The sequence below is a fragment of the Pseudomonas serbiensis genome, assembly GCF_030580745.1.
Classification (GTDB): Bacteria; Pseudomonadota; Gammaproteobacteria; order Pseudomonadales; family Pseudomonadaceae; genus Aquipseudomonas; species Aquipseudomonas serbiensis.
Genome location: NZ_JAUQOO010000055.1, coordinates 1 through 1,302, shown reverse-complemented (window position 1 = coordinate 1,302; position 1,302 = coordinate 1). Strand labels below are relative to the sequence as shown.

Below are 1,302 nucleotides of genomic sequence, written 5' to 3'. Positions count from 1 at the left end.
CACCCTGGAACTGATTGCCGGTGAAGTCATCAACCAGAGCGCGGGCCGTATCGCCAGTGCGCTGGCCCTGACCGCCAGCGTCACAAGCCTGGATCAGCAGGGCGGCGAACTGTTCAGCAACACCACCCTGAGCCTGGACCTGAACAACGGCCAGTTGAACAACCAGAACGGCCTGATCAACAGCCCCGGCGCACTGCTGCTGAAAAACCTCAAGGCGGTGGACAACCAGGGCGGTGAAATCTCCAGCGCCCAGGCCTTTACATTGACAGCGCACAGCCTCGACAACAGTGGCGGCAAGCTGCTGAGCAGCCAGGGGCTGACCCTGGACCTGGTCGAGTTCTTCAGAAACCTCAAGGGCACCGTGTCGGCCACCGGGCTGGAGATCGACAGCGACAGTCTGGACAACGCCGAAGGCCTGATCAGCAGCCGCGCCGGCCTGAAACTGACCGTCGACAACACCCTGAGCAACGTCAAAGGCACCGTGATTGCCGATGGCGACCTTGAAATAAGCGCCGCCAGCGGCGACAACACCCAAGGCCAGATTTCCAGCAAACAAGCCCTCACCGCCGTGATCGGCAACCTGCAACAGCAGGGCGGGCAACTCTTCGCCCTGGGCACCCTGAACCTGACCGGCGACACCCTGAACAACAGCCTGAAAGGTTTTGTCGGGGCGGGAGAGGCCCTGACCGTCACCGTCGATGACGTCGACAACCAGGGCGGTGAAATTTCCAGCCAGCAGGGCATCACCCTGACCGGCCAGACGCTGACCAACACTGGCGGCCAGATCCTTGCGCAACAGTTACTGACCCTCGACATCGCCAAGACCACCAACCGCAGCGACGGTGTGCTGTCCGGCAAGACCGGCCTGACCCTGACCGGCACCTCACTGGACAACACCGGCGGCGTGCTGCTCAGCCCACACGACCTGAGCATCGACCTCTCGGACACCCTCGACAACACCCAGGGCCTGATCAGCAGCGAAGGCACCTTGACCCTCTACGTCGGCAGCCTGACCAACACGGCGGGCAGCGTGTCCAGTGCCGGCAAGCTGACCCTCGACAGCGCCGGCGCGATCCTCAACCAGGGCGGCGAACTGGTCACCGATGGCGAACTCGACCTGGACAGCACCGCCCTCGACAACAGCCTGCAAGGCACCGTCAGCGCCAAGGGCCGGATCACGATCGACACCGGCGACCTGAACAACAGCCAGAAGGGCCGGATCAGCAGCGGCGAGCGGATGGACCTCACCGCTGCCAAACTGACCAACCACGACGGCAGCATTGCCAGCAGCCAGGCACTGGT

At 63.6% G+C, this 1,302-nt stretch carries 1 pseudogene; it reads left to right on the top strand.

The annotated features are described in order from the left end of the window. Positions 1-1,302, top strand: a pseudogene (locus Q6A51_RS27250) (adhesin); the annotation flags it as partial.